Raw genomic sequence first — 23,307 nt, 5'->3', positions numbered from 1 at the left:
AAAGAAGCAGTAGGCGGGAAACATTCATTAGCCAGATATTTTGCGTGTTAGTGCACTTTGTATTTAGGCAAAATGACTGTTTTGCCGGCGTATAAAGCTGATGAAACGATTAACTGACTTCCACCCGTTCGATCCGGTCAGCTCTGCAGATATTTCTTCATTCGTACCTTGGATTTAATGCGTCTCTCCAAACGTCATCACCAACAAAATCCACATTAATCTCTTGAAAATAATTTCGGGTCTCTAGCTCCAAATCATTCAAGATTTGGGGCCAATCCTTCTCGTTAGTTTCCTTGGATTCAAAATCCCCAACAATGTTGAGCCATCGCTGATTTAACTGCTGATATTCCTCGATCCTGGTTTTAAGTTGGGGTTTTACAGGATAACTGATTGAATCCAGCCTTACGAATGTCATTCCCATACGGTGAAGGGTAAGTGGCATTATGTCATCTTGACCTAAGACGTTTGTGAGTAATGCTGTAGGTTTGACCAACCAATTGACTTCTTGACTGAAACTTAAATTCATCAAGTTATACTTATCTATAATCTGCGTCATATTTGTAAAGTTGTAATAGAGCTGGCTGGCTTGTTCTCCATCCTCCACCATCTCGTTTGTTATTTTCTCATTCTTAAGTATTTGGTCGAATAAAATATCATTATCTATAATCGCACTTTTCGTATCAACCATATCTTGTCGTACATTCATCGTTAGATACTGTTCATACATTCTTTTTTCTTTATAAAAGCTATAGGTTAGAACAAGCAATAATGCTAGGCCAATGCAGCATCCAATCATTACAAATCGTTTCATTGATATCATAGCAATTTGTTCTCCTAAGTTTTTAATAGTAAGAAGCACCTCTACGTTTGCCTGGTAGAAGTGCCTTTGAGTAGTATCATTATTTCATTACCTGCTGCTTTTTTTAACTTGATAATTCCTTTTCAATATAAGGACGGTCAAGTAAAAGAAGAAGGCTTGGAGTTAGGTATTTAGTTTGATATTCATCCAACCGATTATTAACCGCCAACAGACCATTCTCCATTCTAAGTAGTTGAGTAGAACCATCTTCTAGAAATAAAAGATTACCACTAGTATTTCCTATAAGGTTTCCTATGATTTTAAATAAATGCTCAAGTCCTTCATAAAATGTATTATCAAATAACTGAACCCTAATGCACACATTAACATCTAAGTTGTAATGATTTCTAACAAAAGCTATGTCAGAAATATCTTCAATTTCAAGAGTCAAAGAGAAAAAATTAGATCCAATTACTATTTCTTCATCGTTACTATTAAATGAAACTGATCCGTTAACAAATTCAATGGTATATCTTTCTAACAGCTTCCCTAAAGAATTAAGATCTAAATTAGATCGTAGAAATAATTCGTAATCCATGTACTGATCCTCCTCTATTCGATGAGTAGAATCCTGTTGAATTGATCTCACTAAAAATCTTCTACATATCTTTATATTCTCTGGTTTCAATAAACCTTCTGTACTCTACTCGATCCCAAAAACCGTCTTCGTTATTAATTCTTAGAATCCCATCAATTCTATAAACACATTCATTATCATTAAGAAGAAACAAAAGGTTACTTTCCGTCGAATCGATTATTTCAAAGACAAGTACAAGAATGCGGATAATTGCCTCTATACTATCCCAGTCATTATCTATTCGGAAATTTAAACTCTGATTATATTTAAAATCATTGGCAAGAAACTCTGAATCGTAACCAAATGGACTAGCTGAAGTATCAATTAAAGCAATTGAAAATCCAACTTTATTTACTGTTTCCTCAATTTTTAATCCTTTGTCTAATTGTATTACTTCATCACAAATAATATTGATCTTAGTTAATTTCTCAATCAGAGTTTCTTTTGTCAACACAACTTCTTCACATTTCAAGGAGCAGTCAGTTGCCATTTAATCTCCTCCTACTATTACATACAAACCTCTACTATAATTTGGTAGGAGTGCTGTTTGTATGAATACAATTAATTATTAATATCAATCGGATCTTTCTCCACAAATTTTTCATACCAATTGTTTAGTGGGAAATGTGAGACTTGTATAATTTCTAGAGAGAGTGGTTTGATGGTAAAAGAGCCACCCCTTTCAAAAAGTTTAATTAACGGTTCATAAATGTCTAGATATTGACTAATGCCCGTGTTATTCTCTGCGTACTTCGCCAACTGTAAATAGTATTCAAATATTCTTTTCACATATGAGTTTTGATTCAAATAAGCAACAGCCTCTGAACTACAATATGGTCATAGCCCCGTCAAGTAGACAATAAAAAAAGAGAAACTCCATTAAGCGGCGACTTTTTCCCGGAATTCAATTGGGGAGAGGTCGCCGAGTTTGTTTTGGAAACGGTCCTTGTTGTAAAACAACATATACTCTGTAATTTGGTTCCTTGCTTGTTCCAGATTCTGAGGCTTCTCCAAATATAACTTCTCCGTCTTTAAGTGGGAGAAGAACGACTCAATACATGCATTGTCATAGCAGTTCCCACGCCGAGAATGGCTTCCTGTTAGCTTCTTCTCTTCAAGCAATTTGGCATAGCTCTGTGTTGTATACTGGAATCCCTGGTCGGAATGGAGTAAGGCCGGTCCACATTTCAGTTTCTTTACCGTTTCCATCACAAGTTTTAAGTCATTTCGCTCGGAGAGTTCCCAAGCTACAATCTCGTTGTTGTATAGATCCATCACAACCGAGAGATAAGCAAAATCATGCCCGATCCGGACATATGTAATATCCGTCACGAGTTTCTGCACAGGAGCTACCGCCGAGAATTCCCGATTTAAGACATTACGGAATAGAACTGACGGTTTCCGGCCAGCAAATGGACGTTTCTTGCGAATCACGGAACGAATCTGGAGTTCTCTCATTAAGCGGCGTACCTTTTTGTGATTCACCACGAGGCCTTCCTTTCCTAACGCGGTTCGCATACGTTTGTAGCCGAAATAAGGACGAAGCCGGTGAATGCCTAAAATATGTGCTTTTAGATCCGTATCCCGATCTGCTCGTTTCTCTCGGAGGACGATATTCTTCTTCCATTTGTAGTAACCTGCACGAGAAATTTCAGCAATTTTACACAACCAAACCACAGGTGCCCACTTACTTATTTCTCGAACGGACTGGCACCGGGCTTCGAAATCCAGCTTCCCTCTCCGTGCAAATTCGGATTGAGCTTTTTTAGATATTCTACCTGCGCTTTCAGATAAGCATTTTCTTCTTCTGCACTGCTAAAATGCTTCTTCGTCCAACGTCCTCGATAATCCTCAAAACTCTCTCCATTTTGGCTTTTACGTACCCAAGTAATAATCTGGCTCTCACTCTTAATACCAAACTTCTCCATGATCCGACTGTATGTCCAACCTTCTTCCAATCGCAGACGAACAGCCTCTTTCTTCGTTTCTTCACTATATTGATTAAAAGTTTGGCCCTTTTTCGCTGGCATAGCAAAAATCCCCTCCGGTTTTCAGTGTTGAGTTCATTTTAACATGATCTCTTTTTTTCACTGTCTACCTTGAGGGGATAATACCAATAAGCTGAAATATCTAATTCCTCTTCTTGATCTCCTAGCAGTTTCGCCACATTTGTAAATGCAGGTGGCATAGGCTTCAGCTGCTCCGCTTTATAAAACTGAGCCATTCTTCTGAGAAATTCATAGCCGAGGTTAGTATCCTTCTCAGAGACACCAGTACCTACTGAACCCCAATTTATACTATTTAATTTGGATACTGCATTTTCCAATAACATTCTGTTTCACCCCAACATTCAGCAATTAATCTCATATTCGTAGTACTTGCTAGTATCCTCATTCCATAAAAATGAACCTCTACGTTTGTCTGGTAGAATTGCTTTTATGCATTATTTATCTGTAATTCAGTTGAGAGATTTCATAAAAACTGAATACTCAATATTTTCGAGAAGTTCTCCGTAATGCGTTTGGAGTAATTCAAGATATGTTCCGTTGAACGTATACTTTCCGTTTTTAAAGAAAAATATCTCTTCTCCAGATGTGTGATAGAATACCCCATCTACTTTGAGTGATCCGATAACAGAAAAAGAAATCTCGTACATTGTTTTATACCATAATTCATATTGTTGATTATTCTCCAATTCAAAAGATATTGTTTGTTGATAAATAAAATCCTCTTCTTGAAACATAGTTTCATAAGAAGCTGCTGGATGATCAGCTGGAAAATTATTATCATAAACAGTAATTTTTAAACCACCGCTTAGATCAAACTCATGAATGAACAATGCATTGTGTTGTCGGTTCATATAATTCACTTCAAAATTCTTACTTTCAATTAATCTTTTCAACCATAAAGGATCTTGTTTTCCATTCAACTTCAGTGAATATTCCATAAACTTGTCTCCTCTACTTTAAGGGAATACCGATATGATCTTACCATCCTTTTTGATTGCGATAACTTCTTCTAAACCTTGGATTTCCCATTCTTTAAATTGCTTAAGCAACGCAGAATCATCTCCAGACCACTTTGTTAAATTAATCACCACATTCTTGGTTTGTTGTTTAATAACAACCTTTTCTTGAACCTCACTCCAAATACCTCTAATACCTTTATTCTCAGTTGGTGCATAACAGTCAAATATACGCCCTTCAATTCTAAAATCGGGATCTCTTTTGGAATCAATTCCATCACTATCTAAAACTTTAGGGTTCTGTTCAATCCGATATCCACTTCTCGCCAATTGATCAGCAGCATCATTTTCTAGTTCTAAAGACTGTTTAGTCGCCTTATCCGCATTATTCGGAATTTTTGTTCTCGCTCCACTTGGTAAGGCTTCTGGATTAGGTGATCCACTTGGCTTTATTAGATCTCTGGGACTGTCAATTCCCTTTTGAGGCTCCTTCTTATTTCCACCCGAACCAATGTCGTCCTTCGAACGAAAAGCTTTGCCAAACAAAACATACGCCAAAGCCTGTCCCGTCATCGCTCCACCGTAATACCCTGCTCCACTCTCATCAATCTGCTTCTTCTGCTCTTCCACAAATTGCTCTATGTCAGACCGCGCCGTTCCCGTGCCCCAAGCGGTATCCCATGCAAACTGAATACCACGCCCAACGTCTACAACTTTGCCCACTGTCATGGCATATGCCACACTGCTTAATGTACTGAATGGGTTCTCGAAGAAAGCTTCTGCCGTCTGACCCATTCCCGTTATTGTTTCTCCTACTGATTTATCAAGTAGCCCTACAGCGAAATTTCGCTTTAGTTCCTCTGGAATGTACAGCGCAACCTCGCCTGAGCCGTCCGTTGTTTTGAAGTTCTTCGCGATAAACGTAAACTCTTTCTGGATTTCGTCCAACAGCCCGATTGTAGTCGGGAATACTTCTTTCACCTGCATAAAATCCCAGAAGAAACGCTCTCCTGTCACACCCGACCACTCGGATTGCAACATATAAATTGATTTCTCCAGTTCCTGTTTCTTCTGCTGGACCAACCGGGCCTTTTCCTCCAATAGATCGGGATGTACCTCAATTCGCTGCATTTCCTTATCACCCGCCAACCTGACCGTAGTTTATGTACCTAAATTTTAACAAGTGAGAAGGAGGTTTGGAATCAAACGGAAGGATCATTTCCTCAGAGGTTATCCGGTAGTTCGGCAACATCCTTGGGTAACTATTTTTGCACATTAATGCATGGATGAATGCCTTTGAGCCGACTGGGTATCTTGTACAAAAAGAACGACTTCTATCACAGATAGAAGTCGCACAAGATAACAATACAGCATGATTAGATCTTCTTTAAGACACTACAAATTGAACAACAATTGGAGTTCCATCATTTAATGCATCTCCACCGGGAATTGTAATTGTAGTCGTCGTAGCCGAGGATGTATCTGCTGTTTGCATAAGGCCGTTAATATAAAGATTGTAGTAGTTGTAAGTGCCTGGAAATGCGGTTGCAGCTACACCAGCGTCGTTTGTAAAGGCAGTCGCAGCAATGGCAAACGTTGCCCCAGTGCCGGTCCCATCACCAATGGTTGCAACAAATCTTAAACTGTTCTGAAATGGTGTCACAAGTGGCATGTTTCTCACCTCCTACCTAACATAGTATATGTGGTAGGTTTGGGAGTAGTGAAGGCAAAGGAACCAGCAACTACAACCAATTTTAACCATTTATGATATTGGCTGTTATTATAATTATCTCGATAGTGATAGGTGTCCCTGCAAAGATCTCACCGTTTTGTGACGAAAAAAACAACCTCTCCGCACTTACACTGTATGAGTTTCCTGGTTGGACAATCCCGTTTATATAAAGATTGTTGAAACTAGTAAGTCCAACCCCGGCAAATTCGGTTATGCTGTCGCCATCGTCATTTGTGAATTCCGTGGCAGGAATTACAACCGATGCCGACAAATCCAGATCGGTATCCGGAAAATAGAAGTAACGGTTTGCCGTAGGAATGATTTCAATTCCGGGTACGGTGCCCGGCGGACCTTGCTCACCTGGGGGACCCGTTGGTCCTTGGACTCCGGGAGTTCCCGGTTGACCTGGCTCACCCTGAGGACCTGCGGGACCCTGCGCTCCGGGAACTCCGGGTTGACCCGGCTCACCCTGAGGGCCAGCGGGACCTTGCGCCCCGGGAACTCCAGGTTGACCCGGCTCACCTTGAGGACCTGCGGGACCTTGCGCCCCGGGAACTCCGGGTTGACCCGATTCACCTTGAGGCCCTGCCGGGCCTTGCGCTCCGGGAACTCCCGGTTGACCCGGCACACCCTGAGGGCCAGCGGGACCCTGCGCTCCGGGAACTCCCGGTTGACCCGGTTCACCCTGAGGACCTGCCGGGCCTTGCGCTCCGGGAACCCCTTGTTGACCCGGCGCGCCGTGAGGGCCTGCGGGGCCTTGGGCACCTGCCACACCTTGCGTTCCAGGGGGATTCACAGTCTCAAATTCATGTTGTCTCAACGGAGCAAGCAGGGGGCCGGGCTCACAACATACCGGGTTGCTGCCTCCCCCTCTCGGTAATGCAATGACTTTTTTGCCACAGGCCAACTTCTGTGATCTTAATGGACGCTTCAGTGAGCAGCGTTTTCTCCGATAAGACCTACGGATAATATGGCATTTCTTTCGCTTTCCCAAGTGTTTGTTTCTGCATTTCGACGTAGAACGACTGGGCCTTAATTTGTTGAGGGTGGCTGTCCTCTTGTTCAGATACTTCAAAATGGTCATCTCCTTAGGCCAAGGCACACAGTATATATGCCCTATACTATGTCCTTAGCACATTCGGAGAGTGTGCGAATAACTATGGAGGGAGCCCAATAAAAAAGACATGAGTCTTGCTATAGTTGTCCTTTGTCTTGCCAGCATGGCTTCATTGTCTCCCCCAGTAGGACCTCACAGATCATATTTTATGTTTAACTCAGACGATCATGGGAGCAAACTTCATCTATAGAGTTCAGCGGGTTTCGATAGAGTTCCAATTTCTTTTGCTGGACCAATCGAGCTTTCTCGATCCAGGCAACATTCATTAGCCAGATATTTTACGTGTTCGTGCACGTTTTTCAGTAGACTCTTACCTCTTCTTAAAATGCTGAACGATCTCTTCCGGTTCCTGCGTCTCCAATGTAATCTGGCCTTTCTCGAATAGGATCATGTACGGATATGATTTCAGACCAAAAATCTTCTCATAATTAAACTTATTCTCATCACGGACATTATAAAAGGTTACGTTAGTTATTGGGCCTTCTGCCCTCAAATTCTCGTTATTCACTTCATTTAATTGCGTCTGTAACTCAACAATAAATGGTCGCTCCGAAGGTCGGTCGGTAAATACAATGAGTGATGCATCATTTCTTTGATTTTGCGTTAGATAATCAATGGCTTTCTCTCTATTGTTCTGACCACACCCTGTCACTAAAAGTATCAAAATACATAACACCCAAAGCCTCTTCATTTAAATCACCACCCAAAATATGATATAATTGGTTATTAACCACTAAATTCACTTCATTAAAAATCTATTCGCTGAAAGGAAGATGCACATTGAACAAAAGGAATATCATCATCTTTATCATTATTGCTCTTATCATATTGATACTTCAACTTGTGCTTTATTTTTCTGTAACTAATAAAGAAGGATCCGCACTTCCCGATTCAAACATCCCACTTCAAACCAAAACCGTAGATGAGCTTACCATCACACTGCGTAATGCAACCTATACAGATCATGAAGTGCAGTTGGGTTATGAAATTCAGGGCGGTGGACAGTCTGAGAATGATTTGACATATGGGTTTTATAATAAAGAGTCCAATGCTTTGTACAGATAAAATCTCGATTTTTCACCTTTCAAATAGCAACAAAAACCTGCATAGCCAGTCTCGGCTTCACAGTTTTTATTAAGAATTTGCATGTGGATACATCTCATTTACAACTTAGGCATCCAAAAGGGGTTCTCTTCCTTCTCGCACCCGGTTAACACGTAAAAAATATGTCCCTGCTCACTCTTCATTGTCCCGATCCCTTTGCAGGTGTCAGTCTTCATTCCCTGTTTGGAGCCGTAGGCATCCCTTGAGTTATCGTAAGTCGATTGAATAGCTGTACCATCATAGATCAATTCCTGGATAATGGGCCCACCTTCAATGGTATACATCGTTACACGAACCTGATCCTGTTGTTTTTTCTCCACATTCTTCATAAATGTGTTCCACTTATCTTCGTTCCGTATGCCTCCATGAAGCACAACCACATCCCCGCCTTGCTCCGCTTGCTCTGGGTTATGCGGCTCAATTATTTCTGGAAAAGCCTGCGTATTTCCGGAAGCAATCGTTGTTGGTTCATTTGCCTGACAGGCAGTTAACAGCATTAAAGCCAACGATAGGATAAGCATACTTTTTCTCATTCCATCACCTCATCTATGAAACGGTTCAATACTATCCTTTGTTGCATGATTATGCTTAATTTGTCATTCATCTGTAACTCCCTCGTTGTCCCGAACGTTTAGAATCATAGAAATGTATAAACAGGAACGAAAATTTTAATGATTTATCATTCAGTAGGGGGTTAGTTTAATGACATTAAAAACAATGCTCGGTGTAGCACTGGCTCTATCTGTACTCATATCCACCCATTCGGCCAATACAGCGACTCTAGCTTCAACGAACGAACGGCAGTCAACCGCTTTTGCCCATGAAATGGAGCGCTCCTTCCCAACATCTACATCTGTTCTGCTTATTGCCCCAACTCAACATGAAGGTCGTTCCGCATACAACGGCAGCTTTACAATGGTTGCTTCGAATGGGACACATGCCAACATATCAGTTGGAAACAACAGCAACCAAACGGTATATGTGAAGATGTATGTAGATGAAGGAAGTGAACCTATGGAAACATCTATCAGCAGAAATAGTGTTAAAACGATCAACCTGCTTGCATTACAAGACACGGATATTAAGTTGTACATTTATAGCAGAATAGGTCATCACTTAGATCTCTCAGTTGAAGCAGAGCAGTTTCATTGATGTTTTCTCTCACACCTACATACAAGAAAAACCCTTCACGCAAGCGATTCAGATCCACGTTTCCATGAACCGCTGCCTGCTTGAAGGGGTTTTATATTTCGATCACATTTATTTCTCGAATCTGAACCAGCCGAAGTCAAACTGACTGCCGGGCAGGAAGATAAAGCTTACTTTCTGCACACCTGTCACTTGCTCAAGCTCAAACACCCGCTCCTCATATCTACCTGACTGCGTGAACTCAACCAACTGGTTGCTCTGTCCGTCCGCACCTGCAAAGCGAATATGAATCGTATTTTTATCAATCGGTGAATGACCATAGATCACGAGCTTCGAAGTGCCTTCTGCCGTAAAGTCCATATTTTCAAACTCCAGTGACACATTGTTTCCGATACCTTCAACACGGTCAGCTTCGATTTTGAACGTATCTCCGTAGAGATGATCACAGGATGCAGCCGCATTCTGTTCAAAGGCCCGACTCTGACGTTCGAAAGAGAAACCTTTAATATGAATCTTCTGCTTCAGCACAAAACAGATCGACGTGATCCCGCTAAGGCGCTTGGACAATTGGTAGGTCTCTTCCTGGTACACATTCCAAATGGACTCTTTGTCATACACCACATCTGCGATCATCGTGCTTCCCTCTTCATCCGGCATACCTTCCCAGATCTGAATGAAGTAATCCTCAGTGGATAGCGTAAAGATAGGAATCGTTATGGTATCGGAGCCGTACGGTCCAAAGTCAATATTACGGAAGCCTACATGCGTCTCTCCATCCCGACTTGTCGCTACCCCGCGCTCATTGCCGTTACCAACCTCACCTTTGGTGTAATCGTACAGTCCACCCGTGATGAAGCCGTATGGATCTTTGTAGGCTGTACCGAGACCGTCCGCCTTGAACTCCAGCTGGGAGATGAGTTTCGTTTTATCCGTACCGTTGGTACTGGTTGCGCGAAGCCGGAACTCCCCGTCACCTATAGCCGATACCTTCACCGCATGTTGATGCCCACCGTTATCGCCGGTTTCTGCTTGAACAGCTTCCACTTTGGCAATGTTGGATTCAATTCCTGCATCGTTCACAACAGCCCACTCTATGTCGCGGTAGGAGGTGTTCTCTGGATACAGCTTGGCGGTTACAGTAAGCTCTGGGTTGGACGGATCGAGCAACTGTCCTGCAGTACTGATGATCTCGATTTTCCGCAAAGGAATTTCCTGAGCATTCCCCGTAAGCACTGGACGTTCTTCATTGTTCATGAAGACAGATTGTACTTGTTTCTCATCATTAAGTTCAGCCGCCACAAGTAGAGATTCAAATTCAGCCGTAGCTCCTTCCAACCCTTCGGAAGAAACTTCAATCCGTACCGTTCCAGCTTCATTTGTCGCTCCGATGATCGCCATCAGCTTGCCGCTGAATAGTCTTCTGCTCAACCCTTTGTAGGGATCATAGTCGGTGCTGTCCCCATTATCCAGACCCAGCAGTCGTCCTGCACCAGTCACCTGAACTTGCACGCGGTTGTTCGCATTGTGAACCGGATTACCCGCTTCATCTTCCACATCAATTTCTACAAAAATAAGGTCTGTGCCATTCGCTTGTAGCTGCTCCCGATCCGCTTGCAGACGAATCTTCTTCGCATCCGTATAGGATCTTTGCACATCGGTTGCAATGATCTGGCCGTTCTCATCGTAAGCGATCGCTTTCAGCTCGCCCTCTTCGTACGGCACTTTCCACCAGCCAGACAGCTGTGTTCCGTTGGCATGATCGATATCGTACGTACCAATGGTTTTACCGTTGAGTTGCAGCTCAATCTTCGGCGCGTTGCTGCACACGCGTACATCAATAATCTGACCCGGGCTGAAATCCCAATAAGGGAACAGGTGAACCATCGGACTTTTCTTATAATCCGTCCAAGCCGCTTGGTAGATATAATAAGAGTCTTTCGGGAACGTTGCCGTATCCAACTGTCCAAAATACGAATTCTTCGTATGATACGGTGTCGGTTCTCCGATATAATCGAATCCGGTCCACAGGAACTGACCCAGCGAATATGGTGTATCCCGTTCTGCCAAGATGCAGTATTCTGCCGACTTCGCGCCCCAGCTGGTCGTACTGTTACCCAAAGCCGAGCACTGCTCGTCATCATCTGCCAGAATCGGCTGTTCGAACGGGAAGTGATAGATGCCACGACTCTGCACCACCGAAGACGTCTCACTACCATAGATGATCCAGTCCGGATGCTCTTCATGATGTTTGTCGTAATATTTTTCCGCGTAGTTGTAACCTGCCAGCTTCACGATGTCCGCACATTTTTGTGCATTTTCCCAAGGCATGTAGTTCGAACCAATCGTCACGCCAGCATTACCTTTCGGATCAAATTCCAGCACATAATCCATCAGCATGCGAGTGACTTCCTGTCCACGCTCATCCGCATGGGTATCGTAAATTTCGTTCCCGATACTCCACATGATCAGACTGGCATGGTTACGGTCACGCTTCACCCAACTCTTCACATCCGTATGAACCCATTCCGGGAAAAACCTCGCATAATCGTATGGCGTTTTGGCACGTTCCCACATATCAAAGGCTTCAGACACAACCAGCATACCCATCTCATCTGCAAGTTCCATGAACTCTTTGGCAGGCATATTATGCGCGGTACGGATGGCGTTAACGCCCATTTCTTTGAGCAAAACAAATCTTCTACGCAATGCCGTCAGGTTAAACGCAGCTCCCAGCGCCCCAAGATCGTGATGTTCACACACGCCGTTCAGCTTCATCTTGACCCCGTTCAGGTGGAACCCTTCATTGGCATCAAGTTTGATATCCCGGAATCCAATGCGCTGTGATACCGATTCAATTGTCCGATCTTCCGAGATCAATCGCAACTCAGTCACCAGTTCATACAGATGCGGTGCATCCGGGCTCCACAGGTTTGGACTCTCCACAATGATCTGTTGGCTATCTGCCAATGCGACCGCATTCTCACCCAGCGAAGCCGTAACATTCGTCTTCGTCGATGCCACCACCTGACCTTCATTCCGGATCGTATGCACCAACTCTGCGTTCTGATTCTGTTCCAGGTTCAGTTCCGTATCTACTTCCACCTGCCAGCCATTCGGATGCTGATTAATAGATACATAGATCCCATCCGTAACAATATGGTTGCGGTCTCTCGTCTTCAGCCACACATGGCGATAGATTCCGGCCCCGGAATACCATCTGCTGTTCGGGCTCTGATGTACTACTTTGACCACAATCTCATTGTCGCCTTCCACCAGTGCATTCGTGATCTCATGTTCAAAAGCAGAATAGCCATACTTCCACTCCCCAACCAGCTGCCCGTTCACATACACCGAAGAATCCATGTATACGCCATCAAAACAAAGCAGAAGTTGCTGCTCATCCTTCGTGTAATGGAACGTCTTGCGGTACCATCCAATGCTGTCCTCATACAGTTCAAGCGTATTATATATCAGCCAATCATGGGGAAGCTCCACAGGTTCATACACCAGACCCGCAGGTTCCGTAACATCCAGCTTACTTTTCGCAAATTGCCATCCATCATTAAAAAGCCTCTTCTGATTCATGGTAGATTCTCACTTTCTTGAAGTAAATTATGATTGCGGTTACAACAGTAGATGTCTCTTTTTCCGAAAACCTTTTCGGTAATACACAAGTATGACTATAACACATAACCCGATTATACCATCAGTCTCTTTCCTGTAACTCCTTTTCATAAGATTTTTAGCCATAATGATGAACGTTTTATTCCCTCCAAGCATTGTAACTTTCGATGACAACAAGCCAAAAAGGCAACCCGTCAAGTTGACAATATAAGCCCAGAATGGTGAACCGCGAAGATACTTATAAGGTATCTCAGGGAATGACGATATCAAATTCATTAAAATCGTTAAAGGAAAAGCTGCGAGCGTCCCTTTTTTTGTCCAAATCGCAATTTGTATTCATTTCTAAACAAAAGATGCCGATATAAAATGACACGTTTCAATTTTTTCAAAAAAATTCCATTCGAAGAGGATGTGAAGTCATGCGTATTAACAATTCTAGTCCTAGCATTTATCACATTAACCAACGCAACAATCTAACAAACAACAAAGAGTTGTTTAAATCAACGCTTCTCGTACAAACAGTCGAAAAGAAAGAAGACGAAGAAAAGAAGGACAAATCAGTAGAAAAAAAAGGTCAGCTGGTTACAGCAAGGGAAGGTGCTTATACTAGACAGTATCTTGTTAATTCAGACGGCTCAAAGGTTCTATTGAGTGAAACAAAACATGCTGAAGGAGAAGCAACAAGTACAGAAAACTATTCGCGGTTCCTCTCCAACTCCAATAAGAATCAGAATGACGACGGAATGAGTAATAATTCAAAGGAAATAGTAAGTCTGTTAAATCAACAAATAGGTAATTTTAATCAACCGAAAACAACTAATTAGTAAATATAAGTAAAAAACACATTGCCATCATAAGAAGGTGAGCCAGTAACACTTGTTCACTTATTCATTTATAACATCAGTCCGATTTCTGTACTTGGATTTCATCAGATTCACCTTCAATAATTATGAACATTTATTTACCCCCGCGATTCGAACCTTCATTACCATAAAATCCAAAAAGGCAACCCATCAAGCGGGCCACCTTCTGCATTCTATCCCTTGTAAAAAGGGTTCCACCCTATGCCTTTGCCCGATGGCATCGCGCCAGGCACTCCGTCTGCTTCAAGCAGCGGACGGACAACTAACTTCACGGGCCACTCCTTGCTCTCGAATATCGCATGAGCGAGCGCGGCCCGGTCGGATTCGGGAAGCTGCACTTGTTGCAGCGCTTCCTTCCAAGCCTGCTCCGTGATCTCCCATAACTTCGTTTGCGGGATGTGATACACCTCGCTAAGTGCCTCCATGATCGCAGCCAGATTCACCTGCGTCCCCAAAGACTGCACATAGAAGATCAGCTTCTGGATCGTCTCGTTATACAGGCTGTTCGAGTAGCCTGGACGAATATGATAGGCAGGGTCTTCAATGCCATGTTTGTCCAGATAAGGCTGATGCAAACGCACGGAATCATGATCGCGGAACAAGAGACCTTTTACCTCGTTATCCTTCAACACCAGACAGCAGTTCTGACCATGGATCTCAGGTACAACGCCCACCTTGAACAGACGCATCACGACGTCATAAAACGTTGTAGCTATGCTGGTATAAAAGTCGAGGACATCCGCGCCGTTCAAGTTATCACACAGGATCTCCGTCAACAGATGATGCCCTTCCAGATTCACACCCAGTGCGGCCATTGGAATGACTTTGTAGGCTTCACCCAGCAACTCAGCGGGATACACACGAATCTGTGCAGCCAGATGGCGTGGATGATCATCGAACAGTCCCATGGATTCTGGCATAAAGCCCCACCAGTTTTGCTCTTCGCACATATACACCTTGTTCTTCAACGTCTCGTCACAAGCAACGGCCTGCCTTAACATCCGTTCTCCAGCAAGACCATTCAGAAGTTTGACTACCGGAAGATAGCGAGCTGCCCCCAGCGACAGCACACTAACCGGAAGCTTGAGCATCCGAGTGGACTCGGTTGACGGAGCCATCGAGCGCAGAGAGGATGTGGCCTGTACATCGCCCACTTCTACATCCAATACGATAATGCTGCCCTCTTCAATCTCTCCAGTGAAGCGAGGCAGAATCACATGTTCCAATTGCCACGGGTGAACAGGCATCGGCAGATATTCGTCCAACGTGATCCCTTTTTTGGCAAACTCGGCTTCCACCACTCCGCGCTGAACATCGTCTAACACATCCAAAATGGACAATCCATCTTCACACCCTTGCTGCACGGCATCCAGCCGTATAGCCACCCAGCGCAGCGAAATCGCCTTCCCGAATTCTGCTGCATACCGTGTTACATCTTCTGCATTGAATCCCACCTTGGCTTTGGACGATGGGTGAAATGGACGATCCCGCAATGCCGCAACGCGCTCCCCCTTGATAAACCATTCATAAGCAGAAGCCGGGACGTTAGCGGACAGATACTGGACTTGTTCCCAGCCCAAAGCATACTGCTCCACAGCAATGTCCAGACTAACCAGGAATTCCGCCACCCCAGGTTGCGCATAGGCCTTATCCGACAAAGCCCTCTGTAACACCGCACGTCCAACTTCTGTCGGAGTATCAAGGAGAACCCAGCTTCCATCAGTTTTCTCCTCGTAGATCGGTGAACCCTGAATCCACTGAGTCCCCTGTCTTACTCCTGCTTCAACCAGACACAGTACACCTTGCGTATGCAATCTGACATGAGAAGCCCCATTCTGATTATGCTCTTCGCTGTCATATCCCTTGTACAATCGACGGAACGGTGCAGGTGCTTCGGCAAAATCAATGAATGGGTGATCCTCCAGTGGGATTAATTGCTCCCACAAAAATGAATTCATCAGATCCGCCATAATCCGGCGTTCAGCGGATTGCAGACTGGAACGTTTCATCAGTGTTGACATGATTATTGTCCTCCGTTAGATAATGGAATGCCGGGTGCGGATGCCCCAGAAAATCATGATGCGAGATGGTCCAGCAATAAGCCCCAGACTTTTCAAACAAAACAATATCTCCCACGCGCAGCAGTGCTACCTCCGCATCAGAATGCATGCGATCCTTGGGTGTGCATAGCTCACCTACGATATGGACTCGACGATCTCTTACCTGTGGACGGGCAAACGAGTGTTTCCAGCGATCCGTCGCCATAATCTGAAACGGATGGTTATGTCCCCATGAAGCAGGCAGACGATTGTGGTGCGTACCTCCTCTTAACACGGCAAAATACTGATCATGAGAGGTTTTGATATCCGTAACTTCTGCTGCGTAGTACCCATGGTCTGCCACCAGTAGTCGACCCGATTCAAAATACAGCTGACCTCCGCTTGAAGCAAGGCGCTCTCTGGCTTCACTTTGCTCCAGCAGGGAAGTGAACAAGGGCCAGTCGAATCCGGGACTGCCATCATACGTGACACCGAATCCACCTCCTGCATTCACTACTTCCACAGGAAGATCATACTGCTGCTGCCACTGTTCCACCTTTTGCAAATACAACTCGATCATCTCGGCGTGTAGCCTTGCATCCATATTGTTGGACAAGGAGTGAAAATGGAACCCGCTTAACCGAACCACACCCGCGCCTTCCACACGAATGAGTTCAATGGCTTCTTCCACCGCCTCTTCATCGATTCCAAAAGGACTCGGCCCACCGCCCATGACAATCTTCGTCCGAGGTAACGTACTGCTCCGCAGGTTGATTCGGAGCAGTATTCGCACTTCCTGCGCTTGCTTCTGTTGTTGCTTGTGTTTCGGCTCGTGTTCTTGATCCTGTTTTTGCTTTTGCTCTTGCATCAGTTCCTCGCCGTATGCTTGCGTATATCTCTGCTCCGGTTTCTGCTCCCATTCTTGCTTCTGCCTGCTCCCCTGCACGTGCTCTTGCTCATGTTCTTGATCCTTCGCTCGCTCTTTCGCAATCGCAATGATGCGCCGAAGTTCCAACAGACTCTCCACATGGATGTAGCTCACGCCCTGCTCGATCGCCAGACGTAGTTCGCTCTCCTTTTTCCCCGGACCTCCAAACAGAATTGGAACCTCGCGACTTACCGCTCTAACCTTGAGTAGCTCTCCAATCGAAGCCACTTCAAAGCCCTTCACCAATGGAAGCAGCGCCTCAATGATCCGCGGATCAGGATTCGCCTTAATGGCGTAGAACAACTGTGTGTTCCCAGGCATGCTGTCCAACATCTGATGTACCTGTTCCTGAATGCCAGCCAGATCGTATACATACGCACATACCGGATCTTCCATTCCGCGTTGCAGTTCATCTATCGCATGCCATACACCAGGTTTCATATCTGCCCACCCGCATTCCTGTAGTCATTCCGTTTTTGGGCATACGCCCGAAACGCCGTATTCCGATCATCACCAAGCACGTATATATGTACTCCCCGCTCAGCCCAGAGCGACATATCATCCACACCTCTAGTGACCGTTGCATAAGGTACTTCGCACTGCCGAGCGGTAGCATGCAATTCATCCAGCGCACGTCTCACATCTGGGTGCTCGGTCTGCCATGGCACACCGAGGGATTGCGACAGATCCGCTGCCCCTTCCAATACAAAGCTCACCTGAGGGTGAGACAGAATCTGTGCACTTTGCCGCACGCCCTCTGCACTTTCAATCATGGGGACAACCATCACCTGTTCGTTCGCTTCTTCAATGTATCCTGTGAGCGGATATTTCCCAAATACACCGGGACGACCACTATTCAAGCTCCGCATGCCAACCGGATGATAGTAGGCGTGACGAACCGCTTCCTCCACCTGCTCCAGTTGCTCGACATGTGGAATGACGATACCTTGTGCGCCACAGTCCAGCACTTTCAGAATCTCCACTCGCTCCACCTTCGAAATTCGAACCAACGGGGTTAGGCCCACCAGTTCCGCCGCACGAACCAAATCTTCTACCGATTCCATCGATGTTGCGGCATGTTCCAGATCAATAATGACAAAATCATATTCCGCATGTCCGATCATCTCAATGATGACCGGATGTGGTATGGATACAAAAAGGCCATATACTGGCTGTTTGCGTGCAATTTTTTCCTTCAGCGTGTTAATCCTCATTCGACGATTCCCTTTAATTCGGGTGTCCTCTTTGATTCAAGTGCATCCTTTGATATCTTGAGCGGATTACTCGCCTTGCGGAAATATAACTCTGCATCCCCATACAGACGGCGCTTGGTCATCTCTTCGATCAGTGCATCTTCGGCAAAAAGGTCAAATGCAACGAACCGTTCTGCGTATTCCGGGTGCTGCTTCTGATAATCCACAATTACACCTGCGCACAGCTGCCAGAACGCTTCCTCCGACAACCCAAACTTCTCCAAAGCCAGCGCAATATCTGTCATGCAGATAAAAAAGAATGCATCATACGTATAGTCACGGACTTCCGACACATCTCCGGCATAGATGAAGGAATACCGATTGAACTTGCGGTGGGTCTCTGGTTCTGGGTTCAGCTTCGGTGCCCGTTCCGGGTGCAACAGTTGATCCGGTACATAACGAACACCATCATGCAGATCCTTGATAATGATTCGTTTCGGCAGATCGTCTTCCAGGACCAAAATGATATTCTGGGCATGAGATTCCAGCGCAATCCCGTGTGCATAGAGCAGATGTATAATTGGCAGTGTAACTGTGCGAACAAGGGCCTCGCTCCACTTTTCCACCCCATGTCGTTCTACAGCATCCTGGATAAATGGAACACCCTCCGGCTGCACCAACATCAATGCATTCAGCGGCCACGCCGTCTCACCTTGCTTCAGGTGAACCGATACATTCTCCCGCCAGATGGCACCGAGTGTACCGTAGGCCCGTCCATACTGGGTTGCAGGCAACTGCTCATAACGGAACGACAATCCCATGATTTCTTTTAAAATGCCAAACTGCGCCTGTTGCAACAGCTCATCTTCACGAACAAGTTCATCCAGCCAATCGCTGATCAGCGGTGCGTTCTGGGTCGTATGCTGTGCCAGAATACGTGTGCTCGACGTGTTGGTGATGCTAAGGGCCAGCTTGATGTAAGGGGCTTCCGGATTCACCCGATTCGACAGCGAACGGATCGACTGCTGCGCACGATATGGCGAAGACGATGGACCAAGATACACGATGTCTCCATCCATCAACTGACGGGCATATACCGATTCCAACTGGTGCTCCCACTGCCATGGATGAACCGGAATGAATACATATCGATCACCCGCCTTAGAACCTATTTCCCCATCTACCTTGCTGTCTTTGCTGCCAACGCTAGAGCCTATTAAGCTATCTTGAACAGCTGTTATTTCACCAACCTCGGCACTGCTCTCAAGCTGATCTGCACTCGCCGCATATGCGTTGACGTTCTCACCCGTGTCCGTAAAACCTTGTTGTTGCAGGATCTGTTGAAATCGCTGTACGTCCACTGCAGTCAGATGTTGTCCCACCAGTTCTTCCGAGCTATAACCCGCGGATACAGCGGTCTGAGCAAATTCTTTTTTCACAGCAACCCAGACTAATGCAACCTCCGTGTTAAATTCAGGGCCATAAGCCAGATTGTCTTTCAAAGAAAATCCCAGCCTCGACTTATAACTCGGGTGGTACAGATGACCGTCGGTCATGTGACTTTCGAGCGCATCATAATGCCGATCTTCATTCGGAATGTTCAAGGGCAATATAGCTTGGCACTGACTGTCCTTTGCCATCGTTTCGAGTAGTTCCTGGATAAAAGCCGTGACATTTGCACCCTTCAAAGCGTTCAGCACAATTTCCTCCAAAAACAGATCCAGATCGGTGCAGAGTACGCCTTCTCTTTGAATCGAACCCTTCTTCACCTTCACCCGACCGAACGAAAACTTCCGCTCCGCTTCACACGTGTACGCTACAGAATCGCCGGAAGATGTAAGCCCGCTGGTTCTCCATTCGCTCCCAATTACATGACTGTCTAGAATGCCTTCGAACCACATCGCCTCCAACGTCTGCCGCATGATCCGTTCCTGTACACCCACGTATACTGCTTCTGTCCTGCCGCCTGCTTCAGCCCTGTATCCCACGACTCCCACGCACTTCACTCCCCATTCGTTTCATTACATTGCTCACCGGCACGTAGGCCGGGGTCTGGCTGATCCCCCTTAGACAACTCACCAAATTTTGTTTGGCCAGAAATGCATCCGTTGTCAGCAGATATTGCACATATGCATTGCCCGTTCGTTCCAGTTCCTCCACAAGGACCTCACGTACCTGTTTCCAGAAATGCTCCTCCGGGACGTTCACATCTCGCGCCATCGCATGAATCAAAGACCCCAGATGATTGACGATAAAATAGTACGATGTCCGCGCCCAGGCTTTCTCTCGCGAATAAAATAATAAATCGGACGCAGCACGATCCTGCTCACGGATAAGTTCCTCATCCACACTGACCCCTTCCAGGTCGCGGACGATAAAAGCCACAGGCAACCCATCCTCCAATGTGACAAGTGTATTCTGCAAATGGGCTTCAAAATGAATACCTTTCTCTCCCGCCGCCCGTACAATCGGCAGCAGCGAACATGCCAGATATCGTTCCAGCCAACGCTCGGCAATGTCACGTCCACCACCCAGCATCGTCATCAACCTAGAACGCATCCCGGGAAGTGGTGCTTCAACCAGACTGGATAAGACATACGTATTCTCAACATCAAACTCAATGGGCCGATAAGCTATCGTAAACAGACTGGTTAACTCTTCATCTTCAAAAGCACAAGTCGCTACACCCGTCTCATACGCAATATGTGTGTTCGGTTCAGCACCGAAGCAGTCATGCTGCCTGACGTACTTGGAGGCATCCAGTGTTCTGTGCATCTGCTCAGCACTGTTGGTGCGAATCATGTTCGTGATCTGCATATTCAGTGACAGCTTGATATTGCAGTTCCATTCGGGAACATAAACCGTACGGACTGAAGAAGTTGGGTAGACGGTTGGCCCCGCACTACCGAGTAGGATTAATTTTTCATCTCGAATGTAGTGCTGCACCTCGGACAATCGTGATATGTATGCATATTGCCATGGATGGACAGGCAGCAGCCCATACATTTCACTCTTTTCTTTTAAAATAGGCTCCACATGGCTCCACAGGAGGTCTTGCAAATCCATTGCCGCCTCGTCATCGACCCATTCCTGCACGTAGACATCCTGCCTCACGGCGATATAACAGAGTTGAAATGATGTCCGTAACTCCGGACTGTACTTCTGCACATCATCCTCGCTGAAGCCTTTGGAGTTCTTCGGAAACGGATGGAACGGATGACCATACAACAGTGACTGTTCAGATGTGCGATAGTCATGGATGTCGAGACCGGCTGCTTGTTCGATATACAACGTAAGGTTACCGACACTGTTATCTACCTTTTGTGCAAAATCTTTGGCATACGTCGCATCTACACGATTCGTATTCTCGCCCTTTGGATGTGCAATATCCACCTCAAGTGAACGCTTCATTTCCATCACACTTTTCTTCATTCCATGTTGATCCGAACTCGCTCCCTGTTCCCCATTTCCGCTTAGCTCAGATGTGATCCAACGAACCAGGTCGCCATAATGCACCGCTTCCCCGCCAGATTCCATGCTGAGGTATTCATGCTCCCCTATGACAGAGTAATAAGACAAGCGTCCTGTCACCTTCACCCTACTGGCTTGAAAAGCAACAGTGTACGACAGCGTATTTGGATTGATCCGAATATCGCTTTCCTTCTCTAGCGCAAGCTCACGGATGTAACAGTTCAACAGCAGCTTGCACGAATGTTCGTGGGCCTGCTGCTCAGCCTCAGACCGGAGCTTGTTTTCCATCTCGAACAATGATGCCAACCTTCTTTCGGGTTATAAGTAAGACCAAGGGAAGTGTAAGCAGTATGGCGCAGCCAAGTCCGATACAGATCTCTTTGAGCGCTCCCCATTTTGCCATCTCCATGGACGTTCCTGCCCCGGCAAGCCATTGCCAACGCATATCGTAATACAAGGTCAAGCCCATCACCGCAAACGAAGAAGCAAGACGCTCAATCGTGGTTGATAACACCGACCCTTCGTGCATATCTTCGTCCGGTAATGCTTGCAGACCAATTGCAGAGATACTCATGCCTGACAAACCAACGCCAATTCCCCGACACGCCATGAGCATCCCGATGATCCATATTGACGCTCCCATGGGCAGAACCGCAAACGATAAGATCGATATCGAAACCAGCAACGTCCCCCATGCGATAAAATGCATGGACCGACCGCGATCCAGCAAGCTACCGCCAATCCACATGAACAGACTTGTACAGATCGACAAGGGAATGAATAACGCACCAGATAAGGCAGGCGACAGGTGGAAGACATCCTGGAACAATAGTGGCAATGCAAAGATTACGCCAAACATGACACAATCTTGAATCGTCGAGATCAATACGGTCAGCGGAAAGACGGCATTACGTCGCAGTAACTGGTACCGGATAAGTGGTTCCTTCCGACCGTTCTCGGTCTGGACAAAACGAATGAGCAACACCACACCGAGCGCAATCAGTAGCCAAGGTACCCATACTGCCACGACAGGACTTGCGTACAACTGTACTCCCAGACTAAGAGCACCTACCGCACAGATCAGCAGCATGACACTGGATGGATGCCATTTTTTCCTACGGGCAGGGATATAGGTCTGAATGACTCGACCGCACCCGATCAACGAGAATATAGCCAGTGGCACATTGAGCCAGAACAACATTTCAAGCCGTCCATACTGAATGATGAAGCCCCCCAATGTTGGACCGGCAGCCGGAGCGAGCATAAGAAGCAAGCCCCACGCTCCTGTAATTCGTCCCCTTACCTCCGGTCCGTAGACATCAAAAAGCAGCACAAGTGATAACGGAATCATCAGCCCCGCGGCAACGCCATGCATGAAACGAACCAGCAACAGTACCTCAATAGAGTGATAAAACAACGCACCTGCCACCGAGAACAGTCCATAGATGCTGATGCCCAACATATACGTCTGCTTACGCCCCAGTCGGTCCACAATCAGGGAAGCCAGCGGCATTGTTAACGTCATAGCCAGCATGTACAAGGCAATGATCCATCCGCCTGCTGTCGTAGAGATCTGATAATATTGCACAAAATAAGGCAGCAGCAGGTTAAATGCACTGTTGGTCAGTACCAGCGAAAAAGCACCGATCAGAATCGCGAGTAATACTGCATGCCTCTTCATCAGGG

The 23,307-nt window shown here is 45.8% G+C and carries 20 protein-coding genes and 1 pseudogene; 3 read left to right on the top strand and 18 right to left on the bottom strand.

The features are described from left to right. Positions 1-157: 157 nt before the first annotated feature. The 10 genes and pseudogenes from MKY01_RS05175 to MKY01_RS05130 form a co-directional block, all read right to left on the bottom strand. Positions 158-820, bottom strand: a complete 663-nt coding sequence (locus MKY01_RS05175; protein ID WP_339285695.1) for a hypothetical protein — start codon at positions 818-820, stop codon at positions 158-160. Between the two features lie 103 nt (positions 821-923). Beyond that, a complete protein-coding gene (locus tag MKY01_RS05170) occupies positions 924-1,397 on the bottom strand; it encodes a hypothetical protein (RefSeq protein WP_127547385.1) in 474 nt (157 codons plus the stop codon). Between the two features lie 61 nt (positions 1,398-1,458). Beyond that, the gene (locus MKY01_RS05165) at positions 1,459-1,926 is read right to left on the bottom strand and encodes a SitI3 family protein (RefSeq protein ID WP_282319287.1); all 468 of its coding nucleotides are present in this window, start codon (positions 1,924-1,926) and stop codon (positions 1,459-1,461) included. Positions 1,927-2,315: 389 nt separating this feature from the next. Beyond that, positions 2,316-3,466 (bottom strand): annotated as a pseudogene (locus MKY01_RS05160) (IS3 family transposase). Between the two features lie 38 nt (positions 3,467-3,504). After that, complete coding sequence (locus MKY01_RS05155; protein WP_339285692.1) at positions 3,505-3,768, bottom strand: hypothetical protein; 264 nt, start codon at positions 3,766-3,768, stop codon at positions 3,505-3,507. A 126-nt stretch (positions 3,769-3,894) separates the two neighbouring features. After that, positions 3,895-4,383 (bottom strand): hypothetical protein, encoded by a 489-nt coding sequence (locus MKY01_RS05150; protein ID WP_127547391.1) that lies wholly within the window; start codon positions 4,381-4,383, stop codon positions 3,895-3,897. Positions 4,384-4,401: 18 nt separating this feature from the next. After that, positions 4,402-5,532, bottom strand: a complete 1,131-nt coding sequence (locus tag MKY01_RS05145; protein WP_339285690.1) for a hypothetical protein — start codon at positions 5,530-5,532, stop codon at positions 4,402-4,404. 256 nt (positions 5,533-5,788) lie between these two features. Further along, a complete protein-coding gene (locus MKY01_RS05140) occupies positions 5,789-6,073 on the bottom strand; it encodes a DUF4183 domain-containing protein (protein ID WP_036606220.1) in 285 nt (94 codons plus the stop codon). A gap of 82 nt (positions 6,074-6,155) precedes the next feature. Then, positions 6,156-7,040 (bottom strand): DUF4183 domain-containing protein, encoded by an 885-nt coding sequence (locus tag MKY01_RS05135; RefSeq protein ID WP_339285688.1) that lies wholly within the window; start codon positions 7,038-7,040, stop codon positions 6,156-6,158. A gap of 520 nt (positions 7,041-7,560) precedes the next feature. After that, positions 7,561-7,941, bottom strand: a complete 381-nt coding sequence (locus MKY01_RS05130) for a hypothetical protein (protein WP_076253429.1) — start codon at positions 7,939-7,941, stop codon at positions 7,561-7,563. Between the two features lie 89 nt (positions 7,942-8,030). Between MKY01_RS05130 and MKY01_RS05125 the strand changes: the two genes are divergently transcribed. Next, the gene (locus tag MKY01_RS05125) at positions 8,031-8,315 is read left to right on the top strand and encodes a hypothetical protein (protein ID WP_339285686.1); all 285 of its coding nucleotides are present in this window, start codon (positions 8,031-8,033) and stop codon (positions 8,313-8,315) included. Positions 8,316-8,413: 98 nt separating this feature from the next. Here MKY01_RS05125 and MKY01_RS05120 read toward each other — a convergent pair whose 3' ends face one another. Next, positions 8,414-8,887, bottom strand: coding sequence for a DUF4362 domain-containing protein (locus MKY01_RS05120; RefSeq protein WP_339285684.1), 474 nt, complete (start codon positions 8,885-8,887; stop codon positions 8,414-8,416). A gap of 169 nt (positions 8,888-9,056) precedes the next feature. Here MKY01_RS05120 and MKY01_RS05115 point away from each other — a divergent pair, with 169 nt between their 5' ends. Continuing rightward, positions 9,057-9,506 (top strand): hypothetical protein, encoded by a 450-nt coding sequence (locus MKY01_RS05115; RefSeq protein WP_127550398.1) that lies wholly within the window; start codon positions 9,057-9,059, stop codon positions 9,504-9,506. 108 nt (positions 9,507-9,614) lie between these two features. On the opposite strand, the gene MKY01_RS05110 is transcribed toward MKY01_RS05115, so the two are convergent. Beyond that, the gene (locus MKY01_RS05110; protein WP_339285681.1) at positions 9,615-13,088 is read right to left on the bottom strand and encodes a glycoside hydrolase family 2 TIM barrel-domain containing protein; all 3,474 of its coding nucleotides are present in this window, start codon (positions 13,086-13,088) and stop codon (positions 9,615-9,617) included. A 458-nt stretch (positions 13,089-13,546) separates the two neighbouring features. Here MKY01_RS05110 and MKY01_RS05105 point away from each other — a divergent pair, with 458 nt between their 5' ends. Then, positions 13,547-13,951: a hypothetical protein gene (locus MKY01_RS05105; protein ID WP_339285679.1), complete on the top strand. Its 405-nt coding sequence runs from the start codon at positions 13,547-13,549 to the stop codon at positions 13,949-13,951. Between the two features lie 212 nt (positions 13,952-14,163). On the opposite strand, the gene MKY01_RS05100 is transcribed toward MKY01_RS05105, so the two are convergent. From MKY01_RS05100 to MKY01_RS05075, 6 genes are read right to left on the bottom strand one after another with little or no spacing between them, the layout of a single operon-like run. Continuing rightward, a complete protein-coding gene (locus MKY01_RS05100) occupies positions 14,164-16,011 on the bottom strand; it encodes an IucA/IucC family protein (RefSeq protein ID WP_339285677.1) in 1,848 nt (615 codons plus the stop codon). Then, the gene (locus tag MKY01_RS05095; RefSeq protein WP_339285675.1) at positions 15,971-17,398 is read right to left on the bottom strand and encodes a type III PLP-dependent enzyme; all 1,428 of its coding nucleotides are present in this window, start codon (positions 17,396-17,398) and stop codon (positions 15,971-15,973) included. Before MKY01_RS05095 ends, MKY01_RS05100 begins: the two co-directional genes overlap by 41 nt. Further along, positions 17,395-18,171 carry an aldolase/citrate lyase family protein gene (locus MKY01_RS05090; protein ID WP_339285674.1) on the bottom strand — a complete coding sequence of 259 codons (777 nt, stop codon included), beginning with the start codon at positions 18,169-18,171 and terminating at the stop codon, positions 17,395-17,397. Before MKY01_RS05090 ends, MKY01_RS05095 begins: the two co-directional genes overlap by 4 nt. Next, positions 18,168-20,147, bottom strand: coding sequence for an IucA/IucC family protein (locus MKY01_RS05085; protein ID WP_339285673.1), 1,980 nt, complete (start codon positions 20,145-20,147; stop codon positions 18,168-18,170). The genes MKY01_RS05090 and MKY01_RS05085 overlap by 4 nt, the downstream gene beginning before the upstream one ends. Further along, positions 20,122-21,909 carry an IucA/IucC family protein gene (locus MKY01_RS05080; RefSeq protein WP_339287086.1) on the bottom strand — a complete coding sequence of 596 codons (1,788 nt, stop codon included), beginning with the start codon at positions 21,907-21,909 and terminating at the stop codon, positions 20,122-20,124. The genes MKY01_RS05085 and MKY01_RS05080 overlap by 26 nt, the downstream gene beginning before the upstream one ends. Continuing rightward, positions 21,887-23,302, bottom strand: a complete 1,416-nt coding sequence (locus tag MKY01_RS05075) for an MFS transporter (RefSeq protein WP_339285671.1) — start codon at positions 23,300-23,302, stop codon at positions 21,887-21,889. Before MKY01_RS05075 ends, MKY01_RS05080 begins: the two co-directional genes overlap by 23 nt. Positions 23,303-23,307 lie beyond the last annotated feature (5 nt).

Source organism: Paenibacillus sp. FSL R5-0486, from assembly GCF_037975155.1.
Lineage (GTDB): Bacteria > Bacillota > Bacilli > Paenibacillales > Paenibacillaceae > Paenibacillus > Paenibacillus amylolyticus.
The sequence above is the reverse complement of the archived record's forward strand: the minus strand, read 5'-3'. Positions and strand labels throughout refer to the sequence as shown.